25 protein-coding genes and 1 tRNA gene are annotated in these 26,187 nt (G+C 65.5%); 11 read left to right on the forward strand and 15 right to left on the reverse strand.

The window, feature by feature from the left end; all coding sequences use genetic code 11:
• Window positions 1-310: 310 nt before the first annotated feature.
• Complete coding sequence (locus tag ABZ942_RS15335; protein WP_357382247.1) at window positions 311-1,075, reverse strand: MBL fold metallo-hydrolase; 765 nt, start codon at window positions 1,073-1,075, stop codon at window positions 311-313.
• A gap of 71 nt (window positions 1,076-1,146) precedes the next feature.
• Here ABZ942_RS15335 and ABZ942_RS15340 point away from each other — a divergent pair, with 71 nt between their 5' ends.
• The 3 genes from ABZ942_RS15340 to ABZ942_RS15350 all read left to right on the forward strand — a co-directional run bounded on the left by ABZ942_RS15340 (window position 1,147) and on the right by ABZ942_RS15350 (window position 3,206).
• Window positions 1,147-2,109 carry a helix-turn-helix domain-containing protein gene (locus tag ABZ942_RS15340; protein ID WP_357382249.1) on the forward strand — a complete coding sequence of 321 codons (963 nt, stop codon included), beginning with the start codon at window positions 1,147-1,149 and terminating at the stop codon, window positions 2,107-2,109.
• Window positions 2,106-2,621 carry a gamma carbonic anhydrase family protein gene (locus ABZ942_RS15345; protein WP_357382251.1) on the forward strand — a complete coding sequence of 172 codons (516 nt, stop codon included), beginning with the start codon at window positions 2,106-2,108 and terminating at the stop codon, window positions 2,619-2,621. The genes ABZ942_RS15340 and ABZ942_RS15345 overlap by 4 nt, the downstream gene beginning before the upstream one ends.
• A gap of 399 nt (window positions 2,622-3,020) precedes the next feature.
• Window positions 3,021-3,206, forward strand: a complete 186-nt coding sequence (locus ABZ942_RS15350) for a hypothetical protein (RefSeq protein ID WP_357382253.1) — start codon at window positions 3,021-3,023, stop codon at window positions 3,204-3,206.
• Window positions 3,207-3,230: 24 nt separating this feature from the next.
• On the opposite strand, the gene ABZ942_RS15355 is transcribed toward ABZ942_RS15350, so the two are convergent.
• Window positions 3,231-4,226 carry a GAF domain-containing protein gene (locus ABZ942_RS15355; protein WP_357382255.1) on the reverse strand — a complete coding sequence of 332 codons (996 nt, stop codon included), beginning with the start codon at window positions 4,224-4,226 and terminating at the stop codon, window positions 3,231-3,233.
• Between the two features lie 104 nt (window positions 4,227-4,330).
• The gene (locus tag ABZ942_RS15360) at window positions 4,331-5,143 is read right to left on the reverse strand and encodes an SDR family oxidoreductase (RefSeq protein WP_357382257.1); all 813 of its coding nucleotides are present in this window, start codon (window positions 5,141-5,143) and stop codon (window positions 4,331-4,333) included.
• A gap of 204 nt (window positions 5,144-5,347) precedes the next feature.
• Between ABZ942_RS15360 and ABZ942_RS15365 the strand changes: the two genes are divergently transcribed.
• A complete protein-coding gene (locus ABZ942_RS15365) occupies window positions 5,348-5,971 on the forward strand; it encodes a TetR family transcriptional regulator (protein ID WP_357382259.1) in 624 nt (207 codons plus the stop codon).
• Here the strand turns inward: ABZ942_RS15365 and ABZ942_RS15370 are convergent, their stop codons facing one another.
• Window positions 5,972-7,918 carry an N-6 DNA methylase gene (locus ABZ942_RS15370; RefSeq protein WP_357382261.1) on the reverse strand — a complete coding sequence of 649 codons (1,947 nt, stop codon included), beginning with the start codon at window positions 7,916-7,918 and terminating at the stop codon, window positions 5,972-5,974. It abuts the gene before it with no gap.
• Window positions 7,919-8,253: 335 nt separating this feature from the next.
• On the opposite strand from ABZ942_RS15370, the gene ABZ942_RS15375 reads away from it, so the two are divergent.
• The gene (locus ABZ942_RS15375; RefSeq protein WP_357382263.1) at window positions 8,254-8,949 is read left to right on the forward strand and encodes a nitroreductase; all 696 of its coding nucleotides are present in this window, start codon (window positions 8,254-8,256) and stop codon (window positions 8,947-8,949) included.
• Here ABZ942_RS15375 and ABZ942_RS15380 read toward each other — a convergent pair.
• The 8 genes from ABZ942_RS15380 to aceE all read right to left on the reverse strand — a co-directional run bounded on the left by ABZ942_RS15380 (window position 8,922) and on the right by aceE (window position 19,565).
• A complete protein-coding gene (locus tag ABZ942_RS15380; RefSeq protein ID WP_357382265.1) occupies window positions 8,922-9,404 on the reverse strand; it encodes a helix-turn-helix domain-containing protein in 483 nt (160 codons plus the stop codon). The two genes, ABZ942_RS15375 and ABZ942_RS15380, sit on opposite strands and share 28 nt — an antisense overlap.
• Before the next feature lie 38 nt (window positions 9,405-9,442).
• The gene (dctA, locus tag ABZ942_RS15385; RefSeq protein ID WP_357382267.1) at window positions 9,443-10,858 is read right to left on the reverse strand and encodes a C4-dicarboxylate transporter DctA; all 1,416 of its coding nucleotides are present in this window, start codon (window positions 10,856-10,858) and stop codon (window positions 9,443-9,445) included.
• 292 nt (window positions 10,859-11,150) lie between these two features.
• On the reverse strand, window positions 11,151-12,584 hold the full coding sequence (locus ABZ942_RS15390) for a carboxyl transferase domain-containing protein (RefSeq protein WP_357382269.1): 1,434 nt from the start codon (window positions 12,582-12,584) through the stop codon (window positions 11,151-11,153).
• Between the two features lie 121 nt (window positions 12,585-12,705).
• Window positions 12,706-13,956: a KasA/KasB family beta-ketoacyl-ACP synthase gene (locus ABZ942_RS15395; protein WP_150408151.1), complete on the reverse strand. Its 1,251-nt coding sequence runs from the start codon at window positions 13,954-13,956 to the stop codon at window positions 12,706-12,708.
• Window positions 13,957-13,966: 10 nt separating this feature from the next.
• Window positions 13,967-14,266, reverse strand: a complete 300-nt coding sequence (gene acpM / locus ABZ942_RS15400) for a meromycolate extension acyl carrier protein AcpM (protein WP_150408150.1) — start codon at window positions 14,264-14,266, stop codon at window positions 13,967-13,969.
• 118 nt (window positions 14,267-14,384) lie between these two features.
• Window positions 14,385-15,299: an ACP S-malonyltransferase gene (locus tag ABZ942_RS15405; protein ID WP_357382272.1), complete on the reverse strand. Its 915-nt coding sequence runs from the start codon at window positions 15,297-15,299 to the stop codon at window positions 14,385-14,387.
• A gap of 127 nt (window positions 15,300-15,426) precedes the next feature.
• A complete protein-coding gene (locus ABZ942_RS15410) occupies window positions 15,427-16,761 on the reverse strand; it encodes a helix-turn-helix domain-containing protein (protein ID WP_357382274.1) in 1,335 nt (444 codons plus the stop codon).
• A gap of 11 nt (window positions 16,762-16,772) precedes the next feature.
• Complete coding sequence (gene aceE / locus ABZ942_RS15415) at window positions 16,773-19,565, reverse strand: pyruvate dehydrogenase (acetyl-transferring), homodimeric type (protein ID WP_357383175.1); 2,793 nt, start codon at window positions 19,563-19,565, stop codon at window positions 16,773-16,775.
• A gap of 349 nt (window positions 19,566-19,914) precedes the next feature.
• Here aceE and ABZ942_RS15420 point away from each other — a divergent pair, with 349 nt between their 5' ends.
• The 6 genes from ABZ942_RS15420 (at window position 19,915) to ABZ942_RS15445 (ending at window position 22,810) form a co-directional block, all read left to right on the forward strand.
• Window positions 19,915-20,472: a hypothetical protein gene (locus tag ABZ942_RS15420; RefSeq protein ID WP_357382276.1), complete on the forward strand. Its 558-nt coding sequence runs from the start codon at window positions 19,915-19,917 to the stop codon at window positions 20,470-20,472.
• A gap of 126 nt (window positions 20,473-20,598) precedes the next feature.
• The gene (locus ABZ942_RS15425; RefSeq protein WP_150408147.1) at window positions 20,599-21,021 is read left to right on the forward strand and encodes a DUF3052 domain-containing protein; all 423 of its coding nucleotides are present in this window, start codon (window positions 20,599-20,601) and stop codon (window positions 21,019-21,021) included.
• Window positions 21,022-21,096: 75 nt separating this feature from the next.
• Entirely contained in the window at window positions 21,097-21,561 is a 465-nt protein-coding gene (locus tag ABZ942_RS15430) for a peroxiredoxin (RefSeq protein ID WP_357382278.1), read from the forward strand.
• An 18-nt stretch (window positions 21,562-21,579) separates the two neighbouring features.
• Window positions 21,580-21,651, forward strand: a tRNA-Val gene (locus ABZ942_RS15435).
• 225 nt (window positions 21,652-21,876) lie between these two features.
• Complete coding sequence (locus ABZ942_RS15440; RefSeq protein ID WP_357383177.1) at window positions 21,877-22,116, forward strand: BolA/IbaG family iron-sulfur metabolism protein; 240 nt, start codon at window positions 21,877-21,879, stop codon at window positions 22,114-22,116.
• A 118-nt stretch (window positions 22,117-22,234) separates the two neighbouring features.
• Window positions 22,235-22,810 carry a hypothetical protein gene (locus ABZ942_RS15445; RefSeq protein ID WP_357382280.1) on the forward strand — a complete coding sequence of 192 codons (576 nt, stop codon included), beginning with the start codon at window positions 22,235-22,237 and terminating at the stop codon, window positions 22,808-22,810.
• 5 nt (window positions 22,811-22,815) lie between these two features.
• Here ABZ942_RS15445 and ABZ942_RS15450 read toward each other — a convergent pair whose 3' ends face one another.
• The 3 genes from ABZ942_RS15450 to ABZ942_RS15460 form a co-directional block, all read right to left on the reverse strand.
• A complete protein-coding gene (locus tag ABZ942_RS15450; RefSeq protein WP_357382281.1) occupies window positions 22,816-23,358 on the reverse strand; it encodes a hypothetical protein in 543 nt (180 codons plus the stop codon).
• An 83-nt stretch (window positions 23,359-23,441) separates the two neighbouring features.
• Window positions 23,442-23,786: a hypothetical protein gene (locus ABZ942_RS15455; protein WP_357382283.1), complete on the reverse strand. Its 345-nt coding sequence runs from the start codon at window positions 23,784-23,786 to the stop codon at window positions 23,442-23,444.
• A gap of 3 nt (window positions 23,787-23,789) precedes the next feature.
• On the reverse strand, window positions 23,790-25,304 hold the full coding sequence (locus tag ABZ942_RS15460; protein ID WP_357382285.1) for a DNA cytosine methyltransferase: 1,515 nt from the start codon (window positions 25,302-25,304) through the stop codon (window positions 23,790-23,792).
• Between the last annotated feature and the right edge of the window lie 883 nt (window positions 25,305-26,187).

The raw sequence follows: 26,187 nt of genomic DNA on the forward strand, positions 1-26,187 counted from the left end.
ATCACGAGACCACCCGCGCACCGGCCATTTCTACGCAAGTTGATCAGCACCCCGACGGCGACCTAGACAATCAGCGCTGATCGGACCCCGATTACGCGGGCCCGCCGATCAACAATGACCAGCCCGCAGCCCGCGCCGGGTCGCCGCGGCAAGCCCGGCCCGTACCGCCGCCGCGCATACTTCAGCGGCACGCGCACGGATCAGCCAGCAATTCCATGCGCGGCGCACCATTACTTACGCGGCGACTGGCGTTTGCGTTGCGTGCGGCGGTGCCGACGTCGGCTTCTCACGAATCCGCCGGGCCCGTCCGTCAGACAGTGATCTCCGCACCCAGCGGCGGAATCCGCAGCTGCTTCTCGCGCCCCGCGTACTCGAACAGCAGACTCAGCCGATCCAGCGTCTCGCTGAAATGCACCCATCCTTCGCCGTGTACCGGGACGATCACCGCGTCACCGAGCAGTTCGGCCGCCTGCACCGCGGTGCGCGCGTTCAGGGTGAGGTCGATGTCGCCGAAGTGACCGACGTTGGCGGCGCCGACGAACAGCACCGCAACGTCGATCTGCCCGATCCGCTCGACGATCCGCGCGACCCGATCGACGGAGGCGTTGTCACCCGAGACGTACACGGTCGGCTGCCCGTCGGCCTGCAGCACGAACCCGGTGACGATCCCGGTCAACGATTCGCAGCCCTCGGGCCCGTGCAACGCGGGCACGCCGGTGATCCGGACCCCGCCGATCGTCGTGGTCTCCCAATTCTCCAGTCCCCGAACACCGTTGATCCGTTCCGCGGCGCCGGGCGTGGACAGCACCGTCCCGGCCGTCTTCAAGAATTCGCGACCGGAGTTGTCCAGGTTGTCGGCGTGCTCATCGTGTGAGAGCAACACGACATCCACCGCGCCGACCTCTTCCGCGGACACCGCGGGACCGTTGAGCTTGTGCAGGGTGACCGGGCCCGGGTAGTCGCCGGGCTCGTCGAAGGTGGGATCGGTCAGGAAGGTCTGGCCCGCATACCGGAGGCGCACCGTGGGGCCGCCGATGTGCAGTACTTCGAGCTGGTTGACGTGTTCGATGGTCATGCCGTTGAGCTTGTCAACTCACCGGAGCACCCAACAGTGGCCCGCGAGCCGCCTACCGCTAAAATCGGGCCATGCATACCGTGGCCGTTCTCGCCTATGACGGCATGAGCCCCTTCCATCTGTCCGTGCCGAGCCTGGTTTTCGGCCGGGTCGGCATCGGCGGACCGGCGCCCTACCAGGTCGACGTGTGCGCCGAAAGACCCGGAAGCCTGCGCACCCCAGCGGGTTTCGACATCCAAGTGCGACACGGTCTCGATCGCCTGGTCCGCGCGGACACGGTGATCATCCCCAGCTGGGAACGCGACATGCCGCTGTCCGCGGAACTGCGCACCGCCCTGCACCAGGCGCACGCCGCGGGCGCGCGGATCGTGGGCCTGTGCCTCGGCTCGTGGGCGATCGCCGCCAGCGGACTGGCCGACGGCCGCGAGGTGACCACCCACTGGGCCGGTGCCGCCGCCCTGGCCCGCGCCTGCCCGGCGGTCCGGGTCCGCGCCGACACCCTCTGGTCCGACCTGGGCGACGTGATCACCTCGGCGGGCGTAGCCGCCGCCCTCGACTGCTGCCTGCACCTGGTCCGCAACGACCTCGGCAGCCGCGCCGCGACCGAACTGGCCAGAGACCTGGTCACCGCGCCGCACCGCAGCGGCTCGCAAGCCCAGTACATCCCCATCGCGGTCCCCGACGCCACCGACGACGACCCGATCGAACGCGCGATGGTCTGGGCCCGAACACATCTCGGCGAAGCGATCGACCTGGACGGCTGGGCCCGCATCGCGCTGATGTCGCGCCGCACCTTCACCCGCCGCTTCCGCGACCGCACCGGAAACAGCCCGCAGCAGTGGCTGCTGCACCAGCGCGCCGATCGCGCCAGGCTGCTGCTGGAAACCACCGACGACACCATGGAACGCATCGCTACCGACACCGGCTTCGGCACCGCGGTCAGCCTGCGCCACCACTTCCACCGCATCCTCGGCACCAGCCCCGCCGCCCACCGCGCGTTGTTCCAGGGCGCACGGTTAAGTTCGACCGCATGAGGATTCAGATCGGCGAGTTCGCCCCGGAGATCGACGAGAGCGCGTGGGTCGCGCCCAACGCAACGGTGATCGGCCGGGTGCGGCTCGCGGCCGAGGTGAGTGTTTGGTACAGCGCCGTGCTGCGCGGGGACCTCGAGGAGATCAGCGTCGACGAGCGGACCAACATTCAGGACGGCTGCGTACTGCACGCCGATCCGGGCTTTCCGCTCACCGTCGGCAGCGGAGTTTCGGTGGGGCACAACGCGATCCTGCACGGTTGCACGGTCGGCGACGATGTGCTGGTCGGCATGGGCGCCACCGTGCTCAACGGTGCGGTGATCGGGGCGGGCAGCCTGATCGCGGCCAACGCGCTGATTCCGGAGGGCGCGCAGATTCCGCCGGGGTCGCTCGTCGCCGGTGTACCCGGCAAGGTCCGGCGTGAACTCAGCGAGGCGGAGCAAGACGGCATTCGACTGAATGGGGCTGTGTACCTACACAACACGGCCAATCACCGTACGGCAAAAGAGGTGTGAGACAGCACACACTGGTCAAGTGACCTGCAGGAATCGCTGATAACATTTCGCCAGCGTGCCCGGTGACCCGGGGTCTCCTGCCGAAACGGAAGTCGTGCGGCTTGTAGCGCAGTGGTTAGCCCATCTGGGTCGATGGGTCCGTAAGCGAGCGTAGCGAGCGAACCGAATCGCAGCGCACGGTCGCACACGACGGAGCCGACCGTGGCACAGTTGTGGGTGAGCGTAGCGAGCGAACCGGAGAGGCAGCGCGCGATCGCGCACGACGTAGCCGAGCGTCAGCGAGGCGAAGTCGTGAGTGAGCGTAGCGAGCGAACCGGAAACGCAGCGCGCGATCGCGCACGACGTAGCCGAGCGTCAGCGAGGCGAAGTCGTGAGCGTGCAAGGCAGGAGGTATCGGTGATGGCTTACGTGCAGTCGAACATGCACCGGTCCACGGGGCGGATCAGCGTTGCCGACATCGCGGCCCAGCCGGGCGGCGTCGAGGCACTACAACGGCGAGTCCATGAATTGCGTTCCAGCGGGGTAGATTTCGCCGCCAATGCGATCGAGCAGGAAATGGCGGCGCTGAACTTACCGCGCCAGTGAACCCGAACCCACGGTCACCGCGCGTCACTCGACGGCGGTGACCGTGGCCAGTCCAGCCGTGGTGTGCTGATCCAACGCCATCAGCGCGGCCCGCACCCGCACCGGCTGCCACCCACCGTCGGTGCGCCGCAGCCGCACCGTGCCCTCGGTGCGATGGCGCGCCAACTCCCGTGACATCTCCTGTGCCGCCGCCATATCGTCGGGATGGATCTGCGGCGGCGGCTGACCGGGCAGATCCGCCCAGGCGATGCCGGGCATCGGCGGCCCGATCCAGCGAATCAATTGCAGCGAGCGCAGATTCACGATCGCGCGATACTCCCCCGGCGCGGTGGACGCCTCCAGCAGTCGATATTCCAGGATCATCGGCGGCGGCGCGGCGGGCACCGCGGTCGCGGCGCCGATATCCTGGGTCACCCCGCGAAACAGCACCTCCCTGCGTCCGGCCGCGTCGACCTCGAGGATGATCCGGCAGGCGAAATGTCCTGCACGCAAGGCCTCGTCGTCGCGACGGACCGTCCACACCGCCTGATGTTCGGTGCCCGGCGCGGAATTCACGATCTTCGCCAGCGCCTCGCTCTCGTCCCGATTGGTGACCAGCCGGGTGAACGCGCCCGCGATGGCCAGTTCCGCCTCCCGTTCCTCGGGCGCGACGCCGTACAGATCGAGCAGGTCCACGCTGCGCACCGATCGATTGGTGGTGAGGTTGAAGTACCACGCGCCCACCGGTTCTGGCGCGGGTAGCGGCTCCGACACCGGACCGATCCATAGTCGAACGGCATGCGCCCGCTCGGGCGTGATCAGCAGTGGTTCGGCTCGCACGGTGCGACGGCCGTCGTCCGATACCCGCGCGACCAGGGCGCGGGTCCGACAAGCCTGCGCGAGTGCGGCTTCCGCATCGGCGAGCGAGAGCGGGTTACGCAGGATATTGCTCAGCGGTACGAAGGACTTCGGCGCGGCACCGAACGCGATCACCTTGCCCGGCGGGCCCGAAAAGCATTCGACCAGGATCCATTTCGCCATCAGCCGCGTCCGATCGATCGCGCCCGATCGTTTACTGCCGCGAGAAGCGTTCGACCAGTTGACATTTCAACTTCACCCGTTCCTGATCGCGCGGTTCCGCGCGGTCAGGAACGAAATACCATGTCCAGCACCCGTTCGTGATATGAGCCGGCGAACCTTGTGACCAGGTCCACAAGAAGGGCGTCCAGTCCGACAAGAACCTTCGCCTCGCCACGCGCGGCACCGCGCAGGATCGTCTTGGCCGCCGCGGCCGGGCTGGTGCGCGCGACATGCCCCTCGAAACGCCGGGCGACCGCCGCGGCGTCGATGCCGGGCGCGACGCTCGCCGACCGTGCGATAGAGGTGAGCACCCCGCCCGGATACACCGCGGTCACCCGCACCTTGCCGCCCGCGGCCCGCATATCCTGGCGCAGCGAGTCGGTGAACCCGCGCACCGCGAACTTCGCCGCGTTGTACGGCGCGTGCTGCGCCACCCCGACCAGCCCGAAGGCCGAGGACATGTTCACCACATGCGCCCGCTCGACGGTCAGCAGATGCGGCAGAAAGGCCTTGGTGCCGTTGACGACTCCCCAGAAGTCCACGTCCAGCACCTGCTCGAAATCGCTGAACGGCGACTCCGCCACCCCGCCGACGTGCAGAATTCCGGCATTGTTGAACAGCGCCTCGACCCTGCCGTAATGCGCGACGGTCGCCGCGGCGTGGTCGAGGACGGCGGCCCGATCGGTGACGTCGAGGGTGGTCGTCGTGGGCTCGTGGCCGACGACAGTGCAGAGTTCCTTCGTCTCGGCGACGGCGTCGGCGGATTTGTCCGACAGCGCGAGCAGCGCGCCGTCGCGGGCCAGAGCCAGGGCCAGTTCGCGGCCGATGCCGGCGCCGGCCCCCGTGATCGCCACCACTCGGTCAGCGAAATATGCCACGGCTCAACCCTTTCCAACCATCCGACATCCAAATCGGATATCCATGAAGGCTAACCACACGAAGCTGGACGCGCGACCTGTACCTCATTCCGGCGATCCGCGACCAGGCCGCCGTAGACCGGTGAAATAATGAAGGTCCATCACCCGCACCGTCGCGACGCCATCCCGCACGCCAGGCCCTCGCGCGAATCGACTGGAGACCAGATGCCAACTGTCCCGCCCATGCTGCAGCGCATCCTGGACAAGCCCGTCGCCGACGGCGAGAAACTCCTGGAAAGCGCGCTCTCGGCCTTCCTGGACTTCGGCATCAAACGGACCAGCATGGGCGAGATCGCCCGGCGGGCCGGCATCAGCCCCGCCACCCTCTACCGCCGCTTCGAATCGAAGAACGAGCTGGTAGAGGCGGTGAGCGTGCGGGAGGCGCAGCGCTTCGTCGCGATGATCGACAAGCAGGTGCGGGCGGTCACCGGCACCGAGGATCAGCTGGTGGAGATCTTCGTCGCGTTCATCACCGCCATCGCGAACAACGAGTTGCTGCGCCGCCTGCTGCGTACCGAGCCGGACCTGATCCTGCCCCGGCTGACCACCGACGCGGGGCCGATCCTGGCCGTCGGCCGCGGTTATCTGGCGGAGAAGCTGCGCGAGTTGCGGGATACCGAGAGCACCCACGATTTCGATGCCGACCTGGTCGCCGAGATCATGGCTCGGCTCGCGCTGTCGCTGGCGCTCACTCCCGATGGGCTCATTCCCGTCGCCGACCGGGATGCCGCGCGCGAGTTCGCGCGCCGGACGTTGATGCCCATGGTGGGCGTGCACGTCACCGCATAGTCAGAGCGCGGGCGGCGACACCCCGAACGCCGCGGCCACCCGCTCGTTGAGATCGGCCCGCGCGGCCGCGTCCAGCACTCGGCCGTCGACGAACTCGCGGGCCAGCTCGATGATGGTCGCTGCGTGCGCCGATCCCGGATCCGGCAGTGGCAACCGCGATACGTACTGGGTGATCCACCGACGTCTGCCCGAGTACAGGCGATTCCCACAAACCGCATCGTAGAACCGCAGTCCGAGCGCCGAATTCGCCACGCCCATCAGCAGATACGCGAGTCGTTCGGCATCAGCAGGGGCCTGGGCCAGGTCGGGTAGCGAGATCCAATAACAGTCGCCGTTCACGACCGCGCCCGATCGATCGAGCGCGAATCGTGGGCGATCACTGATATCCGGAAACACTACCTTCGGCTCCCGCCACAGATGCGGACGCTGCGGTACCCATATCTCGAACCATTCGCGACCACTCGGACCGAGGTAGTGACGAGCCGCGAGGGTGTCCTTGTGGGCGCGCAGATACTCAGCGGCGCAGGGAAATTCGTTCAGATCGATCGGCGTCCGGTTCGGTCGGGTCAAGTCGTAGGGATACAGCACCCGAGTGTCGTGCGATCGAGCGATCCGCCACGGTTCGAGATCATGATGGGTAATCAACTCGAGCAGCAGCTCCGGTTCGGGCGGCGGCTCGACATCACACCACCGATCAGAGATGAACACCTTGTCAGCAGTCGTCTTGATCCCCACCCGAATCCGAGCAACCTCACCGAACGTCCGCCACGTCGACGCCGCGATCCCAGCAAGCCAGCAATCAACCTCCGTATTAGACATACGCCACGCAGTCTCTGGTTCCGCGTTGCGCCGCAGGGTTTTCCGACGTCCGGGCTGGTTCGATGGCGGATCTGGCGGCAACAGTCGCGCCAGAGTCGATTCGGATTGCAACAAACCCTCGGTTCGCAGGTTCACGCTCGGCGAATCAGATTGCCGCATACCGTCGGCCCGAAAGTTCGCGCTCAGCTCGTCAGATTGCGGCGCCCCCTCGGCCCCCCAGGTGACCGTCGACTCGGGGTCGCCCTCCTTGCCTATTAGGGAAATCTCCTGCGCCCCTGAGGTTTCCAATCCTGAATGCATCGTATGACCGGTGACTAGAGTTCCGACCTCGACCGCGAAGGTTCGTCCGCTGTGCGCGACAAGGCATCCGCGATCGCCGAGGAGTGCTCTGAAAAGCTCGGTCTCCGAGGCGATTTCGCCGTCCTCGACCTCGTACGCGGAGACGTACCGGCATTCGCCGGCGCCACCACGGGTCGCGATGGTGATCGCGGGGAGCACGGCTGCCTCGAACAACTTGGTGTCGCCCAGGTCGTACAGTTCGACCGGGGTCAGCTCGGCGAGGAGCAGGCGGCGAATGTTTGCGCCCGCCTTGGTCGTCAGAAACCTGTTGGCGCATAGCAATCCGAGTACACCGCCGGGGCATAGCAATCGGGGCAGGGTCGCGACGAACGGGTGCGTGAGGTCGATTCGCCCGCGCAGCCCGAACTGCTTGCTGAGCAGTTGGGCGGTGGCCCCGCCCAGTTGTTGAGTGCGCACGTACGGCGGGTTCGTGATCACGGCATCGAATGAACCCGCCGCGAGCTCTTCAGACGCCGTGAGGAAGTCGCCGACGTGCCAGTCGATCCCGGCGCCCATGGTCCGCGCTCGTGCCACTGCGAGCGCCGCAGCGTCGAGGTCGTATCCGGTCAACTCGATCCGGACCCCCGGCAGCTGGATCGCGGCCTCGTCTCGCAACGCGAACAGCAGCTCCCCCTCACCGCACGCCGGATCGAGCACTCGCAGGACCCCGGAGGCCGGCCCGGGCACGTGGGTGAGCAGCCGTCCGGCCAGGAAGCGCGCGAGCTCGGGCGGCGTGTAGTGCCTGCCGTGCCGCTTGCGATCCCGTGCGGCGGGGGCTCCGGACGCCATGCGCTGGATTCTGCCTTGTCAGAGCCCGGCATTCAGGGCAATGGCGAGCACTGGTACCAGCCTGAGCTACAGCGCCCAGCCCAAACCGCGCCACGCTTCTCCATTCCCCGGCCCCCGCCCCGCCTATCAGGCTGCCGCGCACCCTCGACCTCCAATCCGCCGCGCCCATCACGCCGCAGCGAACCCCGGCCCACCAGCCTGCGCCCAACCCACCGCGCCGCAGCGGACCCTCGGCCTACGACCCACTCGGCTTATCAGGTCGCCGCGACCATTTCGCACCAACATTTTCGATGCTAACGTTCGGTCTCATAATAGAACCAGTTGGAGGAGTGGGGATGACGGCAGCGGATGTGGCCACCGAGCAGTACTCGGTGTTGGCCAAGGTGCTCGATGAGCGGTGGACCTGTCGGCAGTTCCTGGCTGATCCGGTGCCGAGGGAGGTCGTCGAGACGCTGTTGCGGCTGGCGCAGCGCACTGCCTCCTGGTGCAATACCCAGCCGTGGGAGGTGGTGCTGACCGAGGGGGCGGGCACCGATCGGTTCCGTGCAGAGTTGCTCGCGCACATCCAAACCGCAACGCCGGAACCGGATTTCCCGTTTCCGGCGCAGTACACGGGGGTGTTCCGGGATCGTCGGCGCGAGTGCGGCATGCAGTTGTACGACAGTGTCGGTATCCGCAAGGGCGATCACGAGAAGACGATGCGACAGGCCGTGCGCAACTTCGAACTGTTCGACGCACCGCATGTGGCGATCGTGACCACCGAGGCGGACATCGGCGTCTACGGCGCCGTCGACTGCGGCGCCTACATCGGCAACTTCCTGCTCGGGGCGCAGAGCCTCGGCCTCGGGGCGGCACCGCAGGCGGCGCTGGCATCGTATGCACCGTTCATCCGCGCATACTTCGGTATCCCGGACAATCGCCGCGTAGTCGCCGGGATCTCCTTCGGCTACCCGGACACCGAGCATCCGGTCAACGGGTTCCGCACCTCTCGCGAGGACCTGACTCAGGTAGCGACCTGGTTCACCGACTGACCCTCGGGCCCGAGCAGCCCCGGCCCGGCCTCGGGCAGCACGTCGCGTGCGGTCAACACCTGGCCGCACCCGTCGCATTCGAGATTCGCATGCGCCTCGCCCGTGCAGCCCTGGTGGGTGTAGCGCACGGGCGGGCCGTCGGGCGCCATGTGAGTGTCACCCCAGTCCCGGATGGCCATGAGGATCGGATAGATGTCATGGCCCTTCTGGGTGAGCCGGTACTCCTCGTGCGCGCCGACCGCGGCCTTCCGCTTGACCAGGATCTCGTGTTCGATCAGCCGGTCCAGTCGATCCTGCAGTCGGCTGCGGGAGATGCCGAGGGCGCTCTGGAACCCGTTGAACCGGCGGATGCCGGAGAACGCGAACTTCAGGATCAGCAGGGTCCAGCGGTCGCCGAAGATCACGAGCGGGCGCGTGATCGAGCACGGCACGTCGGCAAGTTCTTCGTAGCGCACTTCTCGATGCTACCGAGCGGGGGTTCGGTAGCAGCCGCTCATGGTGTCACCTTCTCGAGCGCGTACTCCGACATCGGATCGGCCTCTTCCAGCGGTGGCACATCCTCCCCGTCGAGCACCTTGCGCATTCGTTCGGTGTCCAACTGCCCCTCCCACTTCGCCACGACGAAGGTGGCGACGCAGTTGCCGAGCAGATTCACCGTGACCCGCATCGAATCCATGATGCGGTCCGCGCCGAGCAGCAGCGCGACCGCGGCCACCGGAATGGAGCCGTGACCGATCGCGGTGACGGTGGCCGACAGCGCCAGGAACGACGAACCCGGCACGCCCGCCATGCCTTTCGAGGTCAGCATCAGTACGCCGACCGCGGTGATCTGCTCCCCCAGGCTCAGGTCGACACCGAGTGCCTGCGCCAGAAACAGCACGCAGATCGACAGATACAGCGTCGCGCCGTCGAGGTTGAACGAATATCCGGTCGGCACAACAAGTCCGGTGGTCGCCTTGGAACACCCGGCCTCGGTGAGCTTGATCATGATGCGCGGCAACACAACTTCGGTCGATGCGGTGCCGAGCGCGAGGAACAGTTCGTCCTTGATGTACCTGACGAACTTCCACAGATTCACCCCCGCGAACACCCGCGCCACCACCGCGAGAATCAGCAGAAACAGCAGTGCCGCAAGGTAACAGCAGGCGATGAGCTTGCCGTAACTGCCGAGCGAGGACAGCCCGTACTGGCCGACGATGTAGGCCATCGCCCCGAACGCACCGAGCGGTGCCAGCCGCATGATCCACCCGATGATGGTGAAGAAGACGCGCCCGATATGGTCGATCGCCTCCAAGATCACCGGCGGCGCTTGCTTACCCACCCCACCGGCTCCGCCGGCTGCCGTCCCCGAGCGTTCACCGAACTTCGCCAGCCCCAACCCGAACAGCACCGCGAAGAACAACACCTGCAGCAACGCGTTCTCCGCGAACGCCGAAACCACCGACGCCGGAATGATATTGAGCAAGAAGTCGACCGTGTGCGGCAGCTCCCCGTTGCCGGTCTTCCGCGCGATCTTCTCCGCCCCGGTCGCCAACGTCTGCGGATCGATGTCGAACCCCGCGCCAGGCTTGACCAGATTGCCCACCACCAACCCGAACAGCAGCGCGAACGTGGTGATCACTTCGAAGTAGATCAGCGCCTTCACCCCGATCCGCCCCACCGCCCTCATGTCCCCCACATGCGCGATCCCGAGCACCACGGTGCAGAAGATGATCGGCGCAATCACCATCTTGATCAGCTTGATGAACCCGTCCGCCAACGGCTTCAAATCCGCCCCGACCCCGGGCCAGCACGCCCCGACCACCACCCCCGCGACAATCGCAACGAGCAGCTGCACGAACAGCGACCGATACCACGGCGGTTTCCGCACGGTCGGCGTTGCTGCTCCGGAGTCGATGGTGACGCTCATCCGCGAACCGTACGAACCTCATGTATCCGGCCGATGTCCCCCACGTTGCCGCCCCAAAACCCCACCGATATATCCCAGCCGATCTATTTGCCGAGGCCCCCGATGAGGTCCAGTGCTGGATACAGGACGGCGCGCAGCGGCCGAAGCCTCGACAGCCCCACGACGCGTTCCACGAGCAGGGCGATCCGACGGATCAGCGCCAGTTCCATCGTCTGCCCGAACGTGCAGAGTCCTTCCCGGACAACGAAAGTGGGCCCCGGGTATCCCCGGGGCCCACTGTGCAGAGCTCAGATCAGAGCGGAATGTTCTTCAGGTGGCTGGCCCGCGACGGTGCGGCGGCCAGCGCTGCCGCGATGATGCTGCGCGTCTTCGCCGGGTCGATCACCTGATCCACCACGCCGATCGCCACGGCTCGTTCGACGCCGCCCGCAATGCGCTCATGCTCAGCGGTGAGACGCTCGTGCAGTGCTTCGCGCTCCTCTTCGGGCGCGGCGGCCAACGCCTTCTTGTGCAGGATGCCGACAGCGGCCTTGGCGCCCATCACGGCAACCTCGGATCCGGGCCACGCGTACACAGCGGTCGCGCCGAGCGAACGGGCGTTCATCGCGATGTAGGCGCCGCCGTAGATCTTGCGAGTGACCAGGGTGACCCGAGGAACCCGCGCCTCGGCGAACGCGTGCAGCAACTTGGCACCACGACGCACCACACCTTCCCACTCCATGCTGACGCCGGGCAGGTACCCCGGAACGTCGGTGAGCACGACGAGCGGAATGCCGAACGAGTTGCACAGTCGCACGAAACGCGCTGCCTTCTCGGCACTTTCGGAGTTGAGGCAACCACCGAGGCGGATCGGGTTGTTGGCGAGCACACCGACGGTGCGCCCGGCCAGCCGACCGAGACCGGTGACGATGCTGCGTGCGTAACCGCCCTGCAGCTCCTCGAACGAGCTCTCGCCGTCGACGTTGTCGAGCAGTTCGTGGATGATCGGCTTCACGTCGTAGGCGCGCTTGGCCGATTCCGGCAGCATCGCCTTGAGGTCGACGTCGCCGTGCTCGGCCGCGACCAGATCGAACTCGCCCTGCTCGGCGAACATCGAGACCAGACGACGCGCGCGGTGCACCGCGTCGGCCTCGTCATCGGCGACGATGTGGGTGACACCGGACTTCTTGCCGTGCGTCACGGGTCCGCCGAGGGTCGCCATATCGACCTGCTCGCCGGTCACGCTGCGCACCACGTCGGGTCCGGTGACAAAGATGCGGCCCTCGGGAGCCATGATCACGATGTCGGTGAGCGCGGGGCCGTACGCGGCGCCACCCGCGGCGAAACCGACCACCACGGAAATCTGCGGTACCAGCCCGGACGCGCGAACCATCGCCTCGAAGACCAGGCCGACAGCGTGCAACGCCTCGACCCCCTCGGCCAGCCGGGCGCCACCGGAATGCCAGATGCCGACGATCGGCACGCCGGAGTCGATGGCCGTGTCGATCGCGGCGACGATGTGCTTGCAACCCTCCACGCCCATCGCACCACCCATCACGGTGGCGTCGGAGCAGTAGGCGACGGTGCGGACACCGTCCACCTCACCGATGGCGGCGAGCACACCGGACTTGTCGCGGGGGTGCAGCGGAAGCAGCGTGCCGGGATCGAAGAAGCGCTGTAGTCGACCGAGCGGATCACGCGGATCCAGGTCCGTCCCTTGTTGAAACGCGGGAGCGATAATCGTCATCGCGTTTTCTCCTCACCTCGATGAGTGCACCGCTGGCGCGGCTGCAAAATGTGGAAACCCCGGCGGGATCGGACCTGCTGGCCCGATCCCGCCGGGGTCGTCGTGCAGTCGATACAGGCGGTTATGCCCGACCGAAGGCGAGCGCCACGTTGTGCCCACCGAAACCGAAGGAGTTGTTGATCGCGTACTCGATCTCCTGACGGCGAGCTTCGCCGTGCACCACATCCAGATCGATCGCCGGATCCTGGTTCTCCAGGTTCAGCGTCGGCGGGACGATGCCGTCCCGGATGCTGAGCACGGTGAGTACGGACTCGAGCGCGCCGACGGCGCCGATCGAGTGTCCCAGTGCGGATTTCGGGGCGTAGACCGAAGCGTGCTTGCCAATCGCCAAGTTGATCGCGTTCGCCTCGGCGGTATCACCGATCGGCGTAGCGGTCGCGTGCGCGTTGACGTGGGTGATGTCCTTCGCGGTGAGACCAGCGGTCTGCAGCGCTCGGGTCATCGCACGGGCCGCACCGACGCCGTCGGGGGCGGGAGCGACCAGGTGGAAACCATCGGACGTGATACCGGCACCCAGCAGACGAGCATGGATGGTGGCACCGCGCGCCTTGGCGTGCTCCTCGGTCTCGACGACCATCAGCGCACCCGCCTCACCGAAGACGAAACCGTCGCGGTCCTTGTCGAACGGACGCGAGGCACCCTTCGGATCGTCGTTGCGGGTGCTCATGGCACGCATCATGCTGAACGCCGCGATCGGCACCGCGTCGATGTAACCCTCGACACCACCGGTGACGACCATGTCGGCATCGCCCATGACGATCATGCGCCATGCGTTGGCGATGGCCTCGGAGCCGGACGAGCATGCCGAGACCGGAGTGACCACTCCTGCCCTGGCCTTCAATTCGAGGCCGACAACGGCCGAAGGACCGTTCGGCATGACCATCTGCACAGCCAACGGCGAAATCTTGCGATAGCCACCGCTCTTCAGCTTGTCGACCGAGTCGATGAGGGCGTCGCCGCCACCCAACCCGGTGCCGATGGCCACACCCAGCCGTTCCGGGTCGACCTCCGGGCTGCCCGCGTTACGCCAGACTTCGCGACCGAGCACGGTCGCGAGCTGCTCGACGTACGCCATGCGCCGGCACTCGACTCGGGTCAGCAGGGTCTCGGGCCGAACCTTCAGGTGACCGCCGATGCGGACCGGAAGGTCGTATTCCTCGACGAAGGAATCCTCGAGAACGTCGATACCGCTCTCGCCGTTGAGGAGTCCCTTCCACGTCGCATCGACATCACCAGCGATCGACGTGGTCGCCGCCAGGCTAGTGACGACGACGTTGGGGAAGTTCCCGTTCAAGGTGGAAGGAGTGGTCACAGTGTCAGCCCTACTCGGCGTCGAACTTGGCCTTGAGCTCCGCGGCGGCTTCGCTGTTCTCCGCCTCGAGCTTCTGGATGTAGCCGACAGCGTCGCCGACCGTCTTCAGGCTGGCCAGATCCTCGTCCGGGATCTTCACGCCGTACTTGTCCTCGGTCTGCACCGCGATCTCGACCATGGACAGCGAGTCGATGTCCAGGTCATCGACGAAGGACTTCTCGATCGTCACCTCGGAGGGTTCGATACCCGTCACCTCTTCGATGATCTTGCCGAGTTCCTCGACGATTTGTTCCTGGGTCAGAGCGGCCACTTCGTGGCTCCCTTCTTGTTCTTTGTAGGGCGTGTACTGGTTTTTCGGATCGAGACGGCCGAAGGTTACGTCCGCTCGGTCACAACCGTGCATATCGATGCATGGCTGCGCAGGAAAGCTAGCCGGAGATGCTTACCCCGGCCAACGCGGGGAGGTCTTCCGGGGTCTTCAGGGCCAAGGTGCGCGTGCCCTTCAGCTCCCGTTTCGCAATGCCGACCAGGGTGCCCGCCGGTGGCAACTCTGCCACCATGGAAACCTCTGCCTGCCTTACGGTTTCGGTGCACAGATCCCACCGGACGGGCCGGGTGACCTGGGCAGCAAGCTTGTTGATCGCGTCGCGTCCCGAGGTGACCGGCTTGCCGTCGAAGTTCGACAGCAGGATCCGGGTCGGGTTGTTCGGCACGATCTGCGATATGGCATCGGTCACAGCGTCCTGTGCCGACGCCATGAACGCGGTGTGGAAAGCACCCGCGACGGGCAGCGCGCGAATCCTTGCCTTCTCCGGCGGGTTCGCGGCGAGCTCCGCCAGCGCGTCCAACCGACCCGCGGCCACGATCTGGCCCGCCGCGTTGCGGTTGGCCGGAACGAGGTCGAGTTCGGCGAGCCGAGCAAGCACGGTGGCCTCATCGCCACCGAGCACCGCGGACATGCCGGTCGGTTCCAACGCACACGCCTTGGCCATCTCCGAACCACGGATGGCGGCCAAGCGCACCGCGTCATCCGGGGAGATGACCCCGGCGACAGCGGCGGCGGCGAGTTCACCGACCGAGTGCCCGGCGACGATGGTAGCGGCCGGAAGCGCATCCGTGGGGATTTCCGCATAGGCGAGCAACGCGGCGGCCACGACGAGCGGCTGGGTCACTGCCGTATCGGTAATCTCCTCCGCCGTCGCGGTGGTGCCGAGGCGAACCAGGTCCAGGCCGGAGGCCATGGACCAGAGGATAAGCCGGTCACGCGCGCCAGGGAGATCGAGCCAAGGCGCGAGCATGCCGGGAGTCTGGGACCCCTGTCCAGGGGCGAACAACGCGATCACTCCCTAAGAGAACACTGTGAGGCGCCCCGCCGGAGATGTCGACGCGAATGAAGCTTGCCCTTGCGTTTTGTGGGAGTCCCACAAAAGGCCACGTGGGTCGATCGGATCGAACGTCCCACGAATTCCGTTACAGGCCCTCTTCACCCAATGTGAAATGAGTGGCCTCTGGGGTTGGTGTTGACGTTTCGTTACGGGTTCGTGTCAAACGACCCACGGTGGCGGCGATTCTGAGCACATACGCGTCCCGCGGATTCATCGGATCACGACCCGTGATTTCGGCAATCCGTTTGAGGCGGTAGCGAACGGTATTTGGATGGACGTACAACTGACGCGCGCACGTCTCGACAGCTCCACCGCAATCCAGATAGGCCTCGAGTGTGTCCGCCAGTGACGATCCCGCCGAGGCCAACGGAAGGACAAGATACTCGTTCAACGCGTCGATCGCAGCTCGATCGCCGAGTAAAGCGCGTTCCGGCAGCAATTCGGTCGCATGCACCGGGCGTGGCGCGCCCCGCCAGCCCACCACGGCCTCCATGCCGGCCAGCGCTTCGACCGCGCTGGCGTGCGCGGCGCCCAGCGTGCGGGTGGTCGGGCCGATCACGACGGGACCGTCGGAAAAGACCTCGGCCAGCAGGTCTGCCAGAAACGGCGATATATAAGAGGAGTCGCCGAGGTGGCCGCTGACCACCATCACCAGCCGGGTGCCCTGTACTACCGCCAGCGCGGCCCGGCCGTGTCTGGCCGCGATCGCGTGCACCGAACCCACCGAGGACACGCCCTGCTCGCCGGGTGGGGTGCCGACCAGCACGGTTGCCGGTGCGGTGGCATCCCAGTTCAACGTGGCGGCCCTGGACAGCATGTCCGGACCGGTGTCGCCACGCACCACGGCGTCGACGACCAGCGCCTCCAGCCGGGTGTCCCACGCGCCCCGCGATTCGGCGGCGCTCGCGTACACCGAGGCGGCGGCGAAGCCGAGCTCACGCCCGTACCGCAACACCGCCTCGGTGAGCGCGACCAGCTGCCGGTCGTTGCGCGCGAGCGCGGGCAGCCACTGTTCGAAGAACTCCATGGCCACCCGGACCATGTCCACGGTCTGGCGCAGCGTGAGCCGCCGCGCCAGATCCTGCGGGATCACCTGGAACGCATCGAGGCTGAATCGGATGTCGCTGTCCGGGTCTTGCAGCCATTCCAGGAAGTTCACCACCGCGGTCTGCACCAGCATCTGGACGCCGGCGCGCTGCGCGGCGTCCAGGTCGGCGAAGAACGGCAACCGATCCTGCATCGACCCGACCGCCTCGGTAGAGAGACGGCCTGAGAACTGCTTCACGCGCTTGAGCAGCGTGTCCGGTAGTGGGTCGCGGGTTTGCCGGTTCGGGGAGAGCGCGCCCGTCGGCAGATACACCTCGTGCTCGGAAGAGCCCTCGGAGATCCGTCGCGGCCGCGGCGGTTTACGGTCCACCATCCAATCGTCCGCTACTCGCCGTCCCCATCGGAACTCGACGCGTTCTTCGGCGCGGCGTCGACGTCGTCGATGCGGTACTTCGACGCGGCCTCGATCACCTTGGCATTGTCGATCTTTCCGGCCTTCGCGAGGCCGGAAAGGGCGGCTACCACGATCGATTGCGCGTCGACGTTGAACACGCGGCGGGCGGCGGCCCTGGTGTCGGAGAAGCCGAAGCCGTCGGTGCCGAGTGTGATGAAGTCGCCGGGAACCCACTTGCGCACCTGATCCGGTACCGCGCGCATCCAGTCCGTCGCGGCGACGAACGGGCCCTCGGCCCGCGACAACGCCTCGGTGACATACGGAGTGCCGTGATCCTCGTCGGGGTAACGCAGTGCGGCGATCTCCCGGTGCAGGGCCTCCTTGCGGAGTTCACCCCACGAGGTCACCGACCAGACATCGGCCTGCACACCCCAGTCCTCGGCGAGCAGCGCCTGCGCGCGCAGGCCGTCCGGCACGGTGACGCCGGAGACCAGGATCTGGGCCCGCACGTCGCCTTCGCCGCCGGGCTTGTAGAGGTAGATGCCCTTGAGCAGACCGGCGATATCGACATTCTCCGGCTCGGCCGGCTGCTGGTACGGCTCGTTGTAGAGGGTGATGTAGTAGAAAATGTCCTCGCCGCCGAAACCGCCGTCCGCCTTGCGGGTATCGGTGCCCGGCACCGAGTACGGGCCCGGATCCGGAGCGCCGCCGCCGTACATCCGGCGCAGGCCGTCCCGGACGATGTGCGCGATCTCGAAGGAGAACGCCGGATCGTAGGTCACCACAGCCGGATTGGTGGACGCGAGCAGCAGCGAGTGGCCGTCGTTGTGCTGCAGACCCTCACCGGTCAACGTGGTTCGCCCGGCGGTTGCTCCGAGTACGAAGCCACGCGCCAGCTGGTCCGCCGCGGCCCACAGGCCGTCGCCGGTGCGCTGGAAACCGAACATCGAGTAGAAGATGTACAGCGGGATCATCGGCTCGCCGTGCGTCGAGTACGAGGTGCCCACCGCGGTGAACGACGCGGTCGATCCGGCCTCGTTGATGCCCTCGTGCAGGATCTGCCCGACCGAGCTCTCTTTGTAGGCAAGCATCAACTCGGCGTCGACCGATGTGTACAACTGGCCGTTGCGGTTGTAGATCTTCAACGAAGGGAACCACGAGTCCATACCGAAGGTACGGGCCTCGTCGGGGATGATCGGGACGATCCGCTTGCCGATCTCCTTGTCCCGCAGCAGCTCCTTCATCAGCCGCACCAGCGCCATGGTGGTGGCCACGTTCTGCTTGCCCGAGCCCTTGCGCACCGACTTGTACGCCTCGTCGCCCGGAAGTTGCAGCGGCTTTGCTGTGGTGCGTCGTTCGGGCAGATACCCGCCGAGCGCCTTACGGCGATCCAGCATGTACTGGATCTCGCGCGACTCCATGCCCGGGTGGTAGTACGGGGGCAGGTACGGATCCTTCTCCAACTCGGCGTCGGTGATCGGAATCCGTTGCAGGTCACGGAAATCCTTGAGGTCCTGCAGGGTCAGCTTCTTCATCTGGTGCGTGGCGTTGCGGCCCTCGAAGTGCTTGCCGAGGGTGTAGCCCTTGATGGTCTTGGCCAGGATCACCGTCGGCTGACCCTTGTGCGCCATCGCGGCCGCGTACGCGGCGTACACCTTGCGGTAGTCGTGGCCGCCGCGCTTGAGGTTCCAGATGTCCTGATCGGACAGGTCCTGCACCAGCGCCTTGGTGCGCGGGTCGCGGCCGAAGAAGTGGTCGCGCACGTAGGCGCCGTCGTTGGCCTTGTAGGTCTGGTAGTCGCCGTCGGGGGTGGTGTTCATCAGATTCACCAGTGCGCCATCGCGATCCGCGCCGAGCAGCGCGTCCCACTCGCGGCCCCAGATCACCTTGATGACGTTCCAGCCCGCGCCGCGGAAGAACGACTCCAGCTCCTGAATGATCTTGCCGTTACCGCGCACCGGGCCGTCGAGCCGCTGCAGGTTGCAGTTGACCACGAAGGTCAGGTTGTCCAGGCCCTCCAGCGCCGCGACGTGCGCGAGACCGCGCGACTCCGGCTCGTCCATCTCACCGTCGCCGAGGAACGCCCACACATGCTGATCGGAGGTGTCCTTGATGCCGCGGTCGTGCAGGTAGTGGTTGAACCGCGCCTGATAGATGGCGTTCATCGGGCCGAGACCCATGGACACCGTGGGGAATTCCCAGAAGTCCGACATCAGCCGCGGGTGCGGGTACGACGGCACCCCGTGGCCGGGGCCACCGTGGCTGTACTCCTGCCGGAAGCCGTCGAGCCGGTCGGTGCCGAGCCTGCCCTCGAGGAAGGCGCGCGCGTAGATGCCCGGCGAGGCATGGCCCTGGATGAAGATCGAGTCGCCGCCGCCGGAGTGATCCTTGCCGCGGAAGAAGTGGTTGAAGCCGACCTCGTACAGCGCCGCCGAGGACGCGTAGGTCGAAATGTGGCCGCCGACACCGATTCCCGGCCGCTGCGCGCGATGCACCATGATCGCGGCGTTCCAGCGGATCCAGGCGCGGAAGCGCCGCTCCACCTCTTCGTCGCCGGGAAACCACGGCTCGTTCTCGGTGGGGATGGTGTTGACGTAATCGGTAGAAGTCAACGCGGGGATGGCGACACGGCGTTCACCGGCCCGCTCCAGCAGCCGGAGCATGAGGTAACGCGCTCGGCCGGGGCCCTCACGGTCGAGCATTTCATCGAACGACTCGAGCCATTCGCTGGTTTCCTCCGGGTCGATGTCCGGTAGGTAGGACGCCACCCCTTCGCGGATCACCCGCACGCGCTCGGTCGGCTGGGCTTGCGAACCGTTCGGATCGCGGCCTGCCGGAGCGGCGGACTCGGATCCAGCGGGTTGCGCTGGAGCGGAAGAGTGGATCAGGTCGGTCAAATCTGCTCCTCGTACAGGGGTGGACATGCGGATAGCGTCGGTATCCCTGAGTGGTGTCGCGTGGGTTTGCGCACCACTCGTTTACGAAAGGTCGGGGCGCACCCTCCATCCTTGCCGATGGTGTGCCCCAGGTCATCATGTCAGCAGGAAATCCAGTACCGTGCGCTGGGCAACATGAGCCGAGGCCGCTGTAGTTTTCGAGCGCCGAGCGAGGCGCACGTCATACGGGAGGACGATGAAGACGCTGGACCCGCGCGGGTTCGGATTGGTGTGCGCGACCGGAGCGGTCGTTGTCGGCTTGGTCGTGGCCGGCTGCGCGAACGGGGTCGTGGGCACGGCGAACCCCAATACCGCTGATCTAGCGGCCTACAAGACCGAGGCGGCGGCCTCGTCGGCCGCGGCTACTTCGTCGAAGCGTGCTGCGGCGCAGGACAAGGCGATCACCGACAACTGTGCGCAGTTCCCCACCACCACCGGTGTCGGCGTCTCCAAGTACAACGAGTTCGTCGACGCGCACGACGCCAACGCCGCCGACTACGCCGCCAAGCGAGAACTCGCCGCGTCAACCCTGGATGACGCCGCGAACAAGGTGGAGACCGGAGTCAACACCGCGAAGGACTCGATCCCGCCGGATCTGGCCGGAAAATTTACCGACTACGTCACAGCGGCGCGCGCGCTCTCCGCCGAGACCCGCAAGATGACCTACTCCGCGCCTGTCGGGCCGCTCAACGACGCAAGTAGGCGGGTCAACGACGCGCGCAACGCCGTTCGCGACGCCTGCCCGAAGCGCTGAAACGGTCCATGACACAACATTGTCACGCGACATTCCGGGCCATTTTCTTCGGATCGGCTTGCGCTGGAGGCCATAACCATGTTCGCTTGCAACTACCTATTGTCGGGAGTTGAGGAGGACACCACCGTGGTCGCCGCGGCGGACGCGCAGAACTACGCTCAGAAGCTTGGCATTACACACGGCTTGGTTGTCCAGGAATTGGGCTGGGACGAGGACGTCGACGACGACTTGCGAGCCGACGTCGAGGAGTCCATCGGCAGCGATCTTGTCGATGAGGATTCCGACGAAGTAGTCGACGTTGTGCTGCTGTGGTGGCGCGACGGGGACGGTGATCTGGTCGACGCACTGATGGATGCGATCGGGCCACTCGCCGACGAAGGCTTCGTCTGGGTACTCACGCCCAAGACCGGACATCCGGGACATGTTGAACCAAGCGAAATCGCAGAATCCGCACCGACCGCCGGTCTGACTCAGACCTCGGCGATCGCTCTGGGTAGCTGGGCGGGCAGCCGCCTGGTGCAACCGAAGGCGCCCTCGAAGCAGCGCTGACCCACCTTTCGCTATGGTGTCGCCGGGCGGTGATCGCGCCGCCCGGCGGAAACCCGACACGATGGAGGATTTGCGATGCCGCTCGAAGTTGGCACTGTCGCGCCGGATTTCACGCTCAAGGATCAGAACAACCAGGACGTCAGCCTGTCGGACTACCACGGCAAGAAGAACGTGCTGATCGTCTTCTATCCGCTCGCCTTCACCGGCATCTGCCAGGGTGAACTGTGCAAGGTGCGCGACGAACTACCCAAGTTCCAGAACGACAACGCGGAGATCCTCGCGATCTCCGTCGGCCCTCCCCCGACCCACAAGATCTGGGCGGCCGAACAGGGCTACGTCTTCCCGCTGCTGTCCGACTTCTGGCCGCACGGTGCCGTGGCTCAGGCCTACGAGGTCTTCAACCAGAAATCCGGCTACCCCAACCGCGGCACCTTCGTTGTCGACCGCGAAGGATTCATCCGATTCTCGGAGATGAACGGCCCCGGAGAGGCCCGTGACCAGGCGGCTTGGGAGAAAGCGCTCGCCGCGCTAGATTCATAACTCGCCGGGAACGGTGAAGGGCGTATAGCTCAGCGGTAGAGCTCTGGTTTTACACACCAGCGGTCGGGGGTTCGAACCCCTCTGCGCCCACAGAAGAAGTGCCAGGTAGATCCAGAACACCACCCGTTCGCTTCCGTGCTCCACGCTTCCCTCATGGAGCAAACGTGGAGCACGTTCCTCGCCGATCGTTATCCTGCGTCCTTGGTTGTGCTGCAACCCCATGTCATTGGAGTGCATGACCATGGTGATCGCGGACAATCATCGTTGCGTAGGACTGCAACGCTGGTGCGGCGTGATGGAGGGGTAATGAGCGATATGACGGCGAGCGAGGCCGCAGCCGAGCTACGAGCCAGATTGATCGTCCAGGAACTCCGAGTCTTAGGTAGCAAAGGCCGGTTCTCGGTGTATGTGGTTGGCGAGCTGTTCACTGGCATGAGTCGCGTGCAGCGACAACTGGCGGTGCAGACAGCACTAGCAGAACCTATTGCTGACGGCCGCGTCTTGGGACTATCAGTCGAAGCCTACTCACCCTGTGAGCGACCACAGCACACCTAGATGTCCGTATGACCGTGCCGACGATCCGTTCGAGGTGGTCTCAAGTTCATCCTCGATGGCGCACGGACGACAGCGGCCCGCAGCAGAGCCAGCATGACCTCCCGTACGCTCCTCTCTTATGGCCAAAAGCGTCACGTTCGGAGCGTTGACTGTTTCTGTCTTCTCCTTCGTCACGCTGTGGATCGCCGGGATGCCCCTCGATCAAATCAGCAAGATCATGGAACTGTCCGGAACCGCTATCACTGGCATTGGCCTGGTGATCGCGTGGGAAAAGAGCGCCAAACGGCTACCTGCCTACGGACAGGCCCTCCTAAACGCAGGGCACGCCGTCCGGGCCCACATCCGAGGCCCCAGTCAACCCGTGCCGAAAGATGGCTCGGACACCTTTACTGCCGTCTCTGACGCAACTGTGCTGAAGCAAGATGGCTTCCCCCCTGCAGCGATCATCGACGAGAAGGTCTACCGTCTGCTCGACGCGGTCAACGAGATACGGCGTGATCTCAATCGTGCACAGCATAGGATCACCGACGTCGCTACCGAGCCGAAACTAACACAGCAAGAAGTTGATTCGGCCGTCTCAAAGGCATTGTCCACCTTCAAATCGGACCTCGAAATCCATGCGGTGAAGGACCTGACCGTCGCGATCTGCGGAGTCGTAACCACGATGGCAGGCATCATCCTCAGCATGATCTAACGAAGTCAGCCGATGTCGAACCGGGTTCCACACAGCTCACACACGACAGCGCCGAGCTGGTACGTACTTGTCGCCATCCGCATCCGTCGGCCACACCCGCACGCAGCCGCGATGCCATTATTGCTGCTGGCTCGAACAACTCGCTCAGGTTCACGGCGTCGGTAGGCGATCAGAGCCAGATCAAGTTCATCGAGCTCACCGCGGTACGCCCGTCGGACTCGCTCTGGAACCGTCGTGACCGCCCAACCATGGTCATCGTCATGGCACAGGCTCAATCCCAGTTCTTCACCGAGTTCACGAAACCGGTCATTGTGCCAGCGCCCTTGGCGACTCGTGTCCTTGATATCGCGGGTGACTGCAACACCATGGGCAGCCTCATGCAGGAGTGTGCCGAGTACCTCGATCGGACCGCGGTCTAATCCTTCTCCGCCGACGAACAACTCGTGGATCTCGTACTCACCGCGGATCCAGCGGTTCGGCGCGAAATGCCCGAGATTGAGCCCGGCCGGCGTCGACCCGGATCCGATCGTCAACACCACCTCGGGCACGTCCGCATGCCTGACCCGGATCGCGGCCCACACGGATTCCAACGCGGTGACCAGTAACCCGGTCACCGTGTTCGGTACCCCGCTCATGCGAGGTACCGCCACTGGATCCGTGTCACCTCGGTCTCCGGAAAGCATCCCTTGTGTGCGGCGCAGAAGAACGCGACGAACTCAGGCGGCGTCATCTCCGGAAACCCCTGAGCGACCACATCCTGCGCAGTGATCGTGTCGAGTAGCTGTCTATCAATCGAAACGATTTCGACGTCGACGATCCGCACCAGCGGCTCACCGCGTCGGCGGCCCATTACCTTCTGGCACAACGTCACCCGATCCCCGACCTCCAGCATCCGCCACCCGACCCGGCGCGTCACCGTCTTCGTTCGTGCCCGCACCTGGTCCTCGGTGAGGGCCACCGACATCAACCTCGCCATGATTCAACTCACCTCTTGCCCAAGTGCTTCAGCCACCGCGGAGATCAGATCCCGCGCCGCCGGTGGTGTGACCGCGTTCCCCGCGAGACGCACCTGCTCGCGCCGGTTACCGAGCAGCACATACGTCTTCGCCAGCGCCTGAGACTCCTTGATCTCACCTGGCTCCAGCATCCGGAACTCGCAATCCTCCACTTTCGGCGCCACGGTGGTCAGGCCGTGGTGAGTGCCCGCTGCCGCGACCGTATCCAGCGGCATCGCAGTTGATTTCGCGGTGTTGTGGTTGCGCAGCGGCACCACCATCGCCCACCGATCCCGCGTCTTCACGGTGCCGTGCGGATCGTCGGTCGAGCGAGCGGTCCCGTTGCCGTAGTAGGGCACCAGCACCCCGGTTTCTGATCGCGTGGTCATCGTCCGCATCGGCGCCGACGCCAACTGGGCTTGCTTCCCGTCACGCCCCTCCACCGGTACCAGCAACGCGTCGGTCTCCCGTGTCGTGCGGGTGGGCATCGGCTCAATCACCGGCGTCACGCCATCGCGCCAGGTTCCACCGGCGGGCACCAGGAACGACCGCACCGACGACGCGGTTACCGTCGGCACCACAGCCTGCACCGAGGTCGACATCTGCGCCCAACTCCCCCGTGGTGTGTAGTGCCGCAACAAATACGGGTCACCGGCGAACTTCGCTAACCCCGCCTCGATCCGGGCCATCGTCTTCGCCGCCAAGGGCTTGTCCCGATCCCCGATCCGCTGCCCCCGCAACTCCCAGTCGATCACCGACGCGGCGGGCAACCAATCCGGCTCCACCACCGTGTTCCGGCACACCACACTCGGGCACCGCCACACATACTGTGCCCGGTAGCGGCCCCACCGGCGCACCGGATCCTTCCACGCCTGCACCGCGACCACCATCCGCTCACACCCCGCACACCACGCTTGCGGACGCGTCCACCGATCCACATCCGGGCGCCGATTCCCGCGCCGCCAGAACACCACATACAACCGATCCCGCGACTGCGGCGCCGGAGCACCCGCTGCCTGGGCATGCATCGAATTCAGATAGACAACATGATGGTCATAGCCGAGCGCGTCCATCGCGTGCAGCCATGAGGAGAACAGCACCCATTTCGCCGCGTCGACCACGTTCTCCACCACAATTGCCCGGTAGCGGTGAAACTCGGTGAACCGCACGACATCCCACATCGTCGCCCGGCTCCGTTCGGCCGCCTCATCCGGCAACACCTCCCCGAACAGATCCGGCATCGAATCCACATTGCGTTTGCGGCCCCGTGCCTGGGAGTGGTTGGTGCACTCCGGTGACGCCCACAACACGTCCGTGTGCGGGTACCGGCGCGGATCCACCTGTGTGATATCCGCGCAATCATGATCGGTATCATGATGGTTCGCGTTGTGCGTCTCGATCGCCAACGACCAGTGATTCGCCGCCATCAGCACCCGCACCCCCGGCACCTGCACCGCCCCCGAACTCGATCCCCCAGCCCCGCAAAACAAGTCAGTCATCGTCAACATCAACATGCTCCCTCGGGCCTTGGTTGACACGTACGTGTCAAACCTGGAAACCCGGAAGAGACGCGATGATCTCCTCAGCGCGCGCCGCGCCCCTCCGGGGCAGGCCACCGGCCTGCCCCTACCGCCAGCCCAGGGGCCGCAGGAACCGCGGAGTCAAGGGTGGCCGCCAGGCCATCGGCGCAGCCGACGCGTAGCGCCCTTGACGCCGTGGGGGCGGCCCCGCACAATGCGGCGCGCGCCCAGGAGAGTCCTGGACCAGCTGGAACACGTGTTCCAGTCGTTTCTGCGATTGGGCCATCTCACAACATGAAGTGTCAAACAAGCTGGTATCAGCCAAAAATCACACTCAACGTTGATCACAGGGACTAGAACCGGGCGGTCCCATTCAACGATTGTCCTCAAATGTCCGGCCATCCAAGTACCCTTGGCCTACGAATCATTCGGCACAAAATGACTTCTTCCCAGAACTGGGGGGCTGCATCACATCACGATGTGAGCTATATTACGTTTCGGTTGCTATTTGTGCTTGTGATCAAGCGATCCCTGCACGTCAGGTGTAAATTTTGTGGCGATTAGGTTCGCCACGCCAGCCGCTCAAGGAGTTGGTAACCCCAGGTCAACGCAGGTACTGTTGATTGTCCGGCTTGCTGTGTCCGACTTGAGAGAGCGAACCGCCGGGATACCGCCCGACGGCCCGCTACTCCTGTTTCGTGGCTCCGAGAGTGCTTACTTACCTAGTGAGTAGGTACAGGATCACTGCGGACAGGGACCCAATCGGAACCGCCAGTCGGATCTGAAGGGAAACCTCGGCTGCCGCCTTTTTCGCAATTGTTGCAGCCGAGGTTTTCTTTTTCACACCCTTTTGCTTGTTCTT

Origin of the sequence: Nocardia sp. NPDC046473 (assembly GCF_040645995.1) — a bacterium.
In the GTDB taxonomy this organism is placed as follows: domain Bacteria; phylum Actinomycetota; class Actinomycetes; order Mycobacteriales; family Mycobacteriaceae; genus Nocardia.